The sequence below is a fragment of the Streptomyces calidiresistens genome (genome assembly GCF_014141525.1).
Taxonomy (GTDB): domain Bacteria; phylum Actinomycetota; class Actinomycetes; order Streptomycetales; family Streptomycetaceae; genus Streptomyces; species Streptomyces calidiresistens.
The window spans coordinates 1-5,383 of record NZ_VKHS01000362.1 but is presented as its reverse complement, the minus strand read 5'-3'; the positions used below and the strand labels follow the sequence as shown (position 1 = coordinate 5,383).

The following is a 5,383-nucleotide window of genomic DNA, read 5'->3' as shown; positions in this document are numbered from 1 at the left end:
CCACACCTACCCCCACAACCCCACCATCTGGACCGACCCCCTCGGACTCGCACCCTATCCGGCGGGGTTGACGGATGAAGGTGAAGATTATGTACGTCGGCGTCACATGCCAGGGGGGTCAGAAAACACCAGCGACAAAAGCACCTTCAAAGAAGGAGTTGATCTTGACGCTTTGGTTGACCATTCGAATTCCTACCCCGCGAGTGGTCCCAATAAAAATGGTAGATGGGAGCGGGAGGCGGAGTGGTTCGAAATCGTGGGAAGTACGTCCAGGGACTCCGGGGCGCTTCCCACGAAAAGGTACAGGGTGGTTCAGGATGAATGGGGCGGAGTGATCACTATGCATCCCATCCCCTAATGGAATGACAGTTTCCGACCAGAGGGAGGTTTCGTGGGTTGCGCCGTGTATCTTGAAAATCAAGTTCACAAGCGGGAGTATGCCGGCTCGGAAGTGAGTGAAAAATTTTCTCTCATACTAGCCGAGTCCGGAGAGGGTGGGCTGCTTCGCTATGTTGACCCTTACGGGGATACAATTTTCAATGTTCCCCAGTTGTACGATCTGATTGAAGAGGTCAACGATATTTCGGCTGCCAGTCCGGAAGTGAGGGAGGCCGCCAATCTTGTGATCGAAGTAATTTGGCGTGTAATTCGCCGGCGAGGCTATCTTGCCATCTTGGGAGACTGATGCGGCTGAATATCCGGCATTCTTCCTCCTGCCTCTCCGTGAGTAGAGGCCCAGGTGAGAGATCGTCGGGGTGGTGAGGAACTAAAAATTCACCGGTAAGTCGGCGGGCTTTGCCCCGAACGCTACCGTTCGTTGCCGTTCTCCCATGCCTCGGCCACCTTGTCGTAAGGCATTAAGGCGCTTTCCAGTACCAGACGCGGCTGCCTCTTGGCCCGGCAGTGTTGGAGAACCTGGTGCAGATCCGGGGCGCGCTCGGCGAGGATTTTATCTTCCTCGACGGGTAATAATAAGCGATAGCTCTGGAATTCCTCCAAGAGAGGTTTATTTACTTGACGGCCGAGGTCAAGGGGGTTCCTGGACTCTCTCAGAGACTTTTCTCGTCAATGGTTGTGGTTGCTTCGCCATCTGAGAAGTGGGACGCAGTGGTCACTTCTGGGCGGTGATTGGTTACTCGGCCGCCATCCGGAGGAACTCGCGGACATCGGCGGCCAGGTGACGCATGTCCTCTCCGGCCGCGTGAACGGTGGTGCAGGAGAAGTCCCACGGGCGCTTGATGTCCGTTCCGGACAGGGTCCACGTCAGGTGGACGCGGCCCCGGGAGCGGTGTTCCGCCGAGACACGCAGCGAGTGGTCCGGCGAGTCCCATATCCGGGTGCTCTTCCAGCCCCGGAAATCCTCGGCGAGAGAGAAGAAGAAATCACCGGGGCCGTCCCCGATTCAGACGCGGACCGGTGTCTCCACTCGTCCCCACTCGCCCCGGGCGGTGACCAGGAAGTCGAGCATGAGCTCATCGCCGAAAGGGCGCCCGGGCCCGGAGAGGATAAGGGCGGCCGAGGGGGAGTCGAGGCTCCCCCCTTTCACGATCGGTCCGCCGTCGGGGTCGTCCGTCAGCATCGGGGCAGCGTAGAAGCCGCCGAGGCGTGGAGGACAGCCGTTTCCCGGTGATCGGGCCGTGGGGATCCCCGTGGGGCGGTCGGCTCCGCATGTCCGCCGTCCACCGCCCCGGTCCGCCCCGAAAACCCGTCGCGCCGACCACCCCCCGCCGGCCAGACTGGCCGCATGTCACGGAGCGATCCCCCGGAGGTGCCGCTCACCGGCGGGAACGTCAGCGCGGGCGTGGTGCGTGTCGGGGACACCGTCCGTCGCCCCGCCGGGCCGTGGACACCGGCCGTGCACGCCCTTCTCCACCACCTGCACGCCGTCGGCTTCACCGCCGCGCCGCGCCCGCTCGGCATCGACGAGCGGGGACGGGAGGTGCTGACCTTCGCCCCCGGCGAGCCCGTGTGGCCCGACCGGTTCGACCTCCTCGACCCGACGGAGCGCCTGGCCCGGGTCGGTCGACTCATCCGCGCCTTCCACGACGCCGTGCGCGACTTCACGCCCCCGCCCGACGCCCGCTGGCAACGACTCATCCCCGCCGAGGGCGAACCGGAGATCATCGCCCACCACGACCTCGCGCCGTGGAACCTCGTGGCCGACGGCGGCGCGGCCTGGACGTTCATCGACTGGGACGCCGCCGCCCCCGGCACCCGTCTGTGGGACCTCGCCTACGCCGCCCACGGCTTCGTTCCGCTCTCCGCCGATGCCGCCCTGCGCGAGCGGGGCGCGGGCCCCGACCACCGGTTGCGGACGCTGATCGACGCCTACGGCCTCGTTGAGGCCGAACGCCGCGCCCTGGTGCCGGTGTTGGCCCGCCGCGCCCGTTCGATGCACGACTTCCTGCGGGAACGCGCCGCACTCGGCGAACAGCCGTGGGCGCGCCTGTGGCGGGAGGGCCACGGCGGGGTGTGGTGGAACGACGCCGAGTGGACCGAGCGGCACGAGGCCCGGTGGCTCCGGGCCCTCCTCGGCTGAACGTCCACCCGGCGGCGGTGCTCCCACCCGCCCCGGCGGGCGGCGGTCAGGAATCGAGGACGGCGGCGATGCCCTCGATCTCCACGAGCTGGTCGTCGTAGCCGAGGACGGTGACGCCCATCAGGGTGCTGGGCACGTCGTGGTCGCCGAAGGCGTCCCGCACGACCTCCCAGGCGGCCACCAGGTCCTCCTGTCGGTTGGAGGCAACGAGCACCCGGGTGCTGATGACGTCCTCCAACGAGGCGCCGGCCGCCTCCAGCGCGACCCGCATGTTCTCCACGGCCTTCGCGGCCTGCCCGGCGTAGTCCCCGACGGCGGCCGTCGAGCCGTCCTCGTTCAGCGGGCAGGCACCGGCGAGGAAGATGAGCCGCGCCTCGGGCGGGGCGGTGGCGGCGTAGGCGTACTCGGCGACATCGGACAGGGCGTTGGCTCGGATCAGCTTCACGGCACGGGCCACGGTCTGGTCGGTCCCTTCATCGGGGTGTTCGGGGTGGTCAGGGTGTTCGAGGTATTGGGGGTGTCGGGGCCCGGCCATCCTGTAGGACCCCGAGGGGTGTTGCCTCTGTTGCGGGCCGGGGCCCGGTGCCGGTCGGTCCCGGCGGGCGATGACGATGATCTCGGGGCTCTCGGCGGTGAGGGGGGAACGGTCCCACCAGCCGTAACGGGCCTCCACGATCAGGCCGGCCTCCTCCAGGAACCGGGTGAGGGTGTCGGCGTCGAGAAACCGGAGGGTGCTGCGGCTGGTCTCCGGGCCGTCCAGGGAATCGGCGGTGAAGGTGGTCGTGAAGCTCACCAGCTCTCCCTCGACGGGGGTGTCCACCCGGTGCTCGCACCGCGCCCGGAAGCCGTTCGGGTCCACGACCTCGCGGGGGTGGTCGGGTGTCCAGCGCTCCCACGCGCGGGCGGCCGGGTTGCGGGTCTCGAAGGCGAACCGGCCACCGTCCACGAGCGCGGTCCGGACGGCGGCGAGGGCGGCGCGCACCTCGTCGTCGGTGAGGAAGACCTGGAAGGCGTGACCGGTCATGACGACCAGGTCGAACTCCCGGTCGTGGGGGACGGTCGTGAGGTCCCCGTGCACCCACTCCACGCCGGCGCCGGTCCCGTCGCCCGCGGCACGGCCCACGTCCAACATGGCGGCGGCCGGGTCGAGCCCGCGCAGCCGGCCGGTGTGGCCGACCTCGCGGGCCCGACGCAGCAACAACCCGGTGCCGCACCCCACGTCGAGGACCGAGGACGCCTCCATGACGAGGTCGAGGTAGAAGGCATCGTCCGGGGAGCAGTTCCAGGGGTAGAGCACGTCGTACAGTTCGGCGAGCTTCCGTTCGGAGAACAGGCGATCGACCATGCCCCCCAGCATCCCGGGGTGGTCAATCGGTTTTTCCGAGCCGGGAGTTCAGACGCGGCTCGGAGTCGCGGGGCTCTCCGCCTTGAGGGCCGTGACCAGCCCGCGCAGCCGCGCCGGCGTCGTGGTCAGCACCCGCCCCGGCGCCTCGCTCTCGCGTATCAACACCGCCTCGGGTGTCCGAGCCACCTCGACGCACTCCACTCCGTTGGTGGAGAAGGAAGACTTCTGCCACTCCTGGTGAGTCATCTTCACCGATCCTTTCTCAGCGTGTGGATGATGCTCTCGATGAGCAGCATCGTTTCCTGAGGGGTGAGTGAAATTTCCTGAACTCTCTTCAGGATAGCCCTGTACTTCTCCAAGTGGCTCTCGGCATCCAGGAGGACGTTCCCGTGCGGAACCTCCAAATGAACGGTGTCCAGCCTCTCCACATCTCCTGCTGCATACACGGTTGAAATGCCGGTATTGGGAAAGATTCCGGCATTGAATGGGATTGCCCTGATCGTGACGTTGTGTCGCTCGGAGCACTCCCGCAGATATTCCGCTTGTCCAAGCGCCACCACCGGGTCGTGGCTGATGAAACGCAGGGCGGCCTCGTGTATCAAGAACATGCAGTGAGGGGGGTCGTTCTTGTCGAGTACGTCTCGGCGCCTCATCCGGAATGAAAGGCGTTGACGCAACATGGTGGGCTCTGGCCGTGGAACATCGCTCAGTAGAACCCCTTTCGCGTATTCTTCTGTTTGAAGAATTCCCGGGATGTGCAAAATTTGTACTGTGAGGATTCTCCGGGTGTGATGTTCGAGCTCTGCCAGGCTGAGGGCGGCGGTGGGCATGCTTTCCCGATAGTGCTCCCACCAGCCTTTTTCTCTCAGGGTGGCCATCTTTGCCAAGGCGTCGATGTACGGGCGATCGGTGCATGAGTAGATGGCAGCCAGAGTGCGGAGGCGTTCTTCGCTGATTCCGAAGCGGCCGGCTTCGAGGTTGCTGATGCCTGTTCGATTGGTTCCCAGTGCCTCGGCTGCTGCCAGGGGACTCATGCCTGCTCGCTCGCGCATCTTGCGCAGTTCGGTGCCGAGGCGGCGCTGGCGAGCGCTCGGTGCTGCTCTGGGGGGCATGGCTCATCCTCTCCGGTCGCTTGGCATCGTTTCACGACACAAAAATCAAACAGACGTGCCGTTTTATCTTTTGAGTGACTGCGTAGAAAAATTTATACGGCTTGCTCTACGGTGGGCATTGTTACCGAGAGTCCTCCGGTGAATCCGCAGTGCAGTCGCGCTCGGTGGGGCGCGACCGGGCCACGGTGGGGAGCTCTCGGCTGCCGATGTGACCAACGAGCGCAGAGGAGTCAGGACATGACGATCGCCGTTCTCGACGCGGGTGACGTGACCGTGGAGCCGTCCGACGCGGTGCGGGAGTACCGATTGTGCGTACCCAGCGCGGCCGAGGCGCCGCGACTGGCGCGCAATCACGTGGCGGAGGTGCTGGGCGGGGAGGGCTGGGAG

8 protein-coding genes and 1 pseudogene are annotated in these 5,383 nt (G+C 65.8%); 2 read left to right on the top strand and 7 right to left on the bottom strand.

The genetic code is table 11. From position 1 onward, the window contains the following. Positions 1-391: 391 nt before the first annotated feature. Positions 392-685 carry a hypothetical protein gene (locus FOE67_RS15455; RefSeq protein ID WP_182664647.1) on the top strand — a complete coding sequence of 98 codons (294 nt, stop codon included), beginning with the start codon at positions 392-394 and terminating at the stop codon, positions 683-685. A 122-nt stretch (positions 686-807) separates the two neighbouring features. Here the strand turns inward: FOE67_RS15455 and FOE67_RS15450 are convergent, their stop codons facing one another. The 3 genes from FOE67_RS15450 to FOE67_RS29370 all read right to left on the bottom strand — a co-directional run bounded on the left by FOE67_RS15450 (position 808) and on the right by FOE67_RS29370 (position 1,579). Then, a complete protein-coding gene (locus tag FOE67_RS15450) occupies positions 808-999 on the bottom strand; it encodes a hypothetical protein (RefSeq protein WP_182664645.1) in 192 nt (63 codons plus the stop codon). Positions 1,000-1,132: 133 nt separating this feature from the next. Beyond that, the gene (locus FOE67_RS15445) at positions 1,133-1,402 is read right to left on the bottom strand and encodes a DUF6228 family protein (protein WP_323384960.1); all 270 of its coding nucleotides are present in this window, start codon (positions 1,400-1,402) and stop codon (positions 1,133-1,135) included. Further along, positions 1,403-1,579 (bottom strand): hypothetical protein, encoded by a 177-nt coding sequence (locus FOE67_RS29370; RefSeq protein WP_228473924.1) that lies wholly within the window; start codon positions 1,577-1,579, stop codon positions 1,403-1,405. A gap of 165 nt (positions 1,580-1,744) precedes the next feature. Here FOE67_RS29370 and FOE67_RS15440 point away from each other — a divergent pair, with 165 nt between their 5' ends. Beyond that, positions 1,745-2,539, top strand: coding sequence for a phosphotransferase enzyme family protein (locus FOE67_RS15440; protein WP_182664643.1), 795 nt, complete (start codon positions 1,745-1,747; stop codon positions 2,537-2,539). 46 nt (positions 2,540-2,585) lie between these two features. Here the strand turns inward: FOE67_RS15440 and FOE67_RS15435 are convergent, their stop codons facing one another. The 4 genes and pseudogenes from FOE67_RS15435 to FOE67_RS15420 form a co-directional block, all read right to left on the bottom strand. Further along, complete coding sequence (locus FOE67_RS15435; RefSeq protein ID WP_182664649.1) at positions 2,586-2,996, bottom strand: RidA family protein; 411 nt, start codon at positions 2,994-2,996, stop codon at positions 2,586-2,588. A gap of 420 nt (positions 2,997-3,416) precedes the next feature. Further along, positions 3,417-3,782: pseudogene (locus FOE67_RS30420) on the bottom strand (class I SAM-dependent methyltransferase); the annotation flags it as partial. 150 nt (positions 3,783-3,932) lie between these two features. After that, positions 3,933-4,130, bottom strand: coding sequence for a DUF397 domain-containing protein (locus FOE67_RS15425; RefSeq protein WP_182664641.1), 198 nt, complete (start codon positions 4,128-4,130; stop codon positions 3,933-3,935). 2 nt (positions 4,131-4,132) lie between these two features. Then, positions 4,133-4,996 carry a helix-turn-helix domain-containing protein gene (locus FOE67_RS15420; RefSeq protein WP_182664639.1) on the bottom strand — a complete coding sequence of 288 codons (864 nt, stop codon included), beginning with the start codon at positions 4,994-4,996 and terminating at the stop codon, positions 4,133-4,135. Between the last annotated feature and the right edge of the window lie 387 nt (positions 4,997-5,383).

Excerpts from the sequence above, each read along its gene's own strand:
- FOE67_RS29370 (WP_228473924.1), bottom strand. The coding sequence starts at position 1,579 with ATGCTGACGGACGACCCCGACGGCGGACCGATCGTGAAAGGGGGGAGC.
- FOE67_RS15440 (WP_182664643.1), top strand. The coding sequence starts at position 1,745 with ATGTCACGGAGCGATCCCCCGGAGGTGCCGCTCACCGGCGGGAACGTC.
- FOE67_RS15425 (WP_182664641.1), bottom strand. The coding sequence starts at position 4,130 with ATGACTCACCAGGAGTGGCAGAAGTCTTCCTTCTCCACCAACGGAGTG.
- FOE67_RS15420 (WP_182664639.1), bottom strand. The coding sequence starts at position 4,996 with ATGCCCCCCAGAGCAGCACCGAGCGCTCGCCAGCGCCGCCTCGGCACC.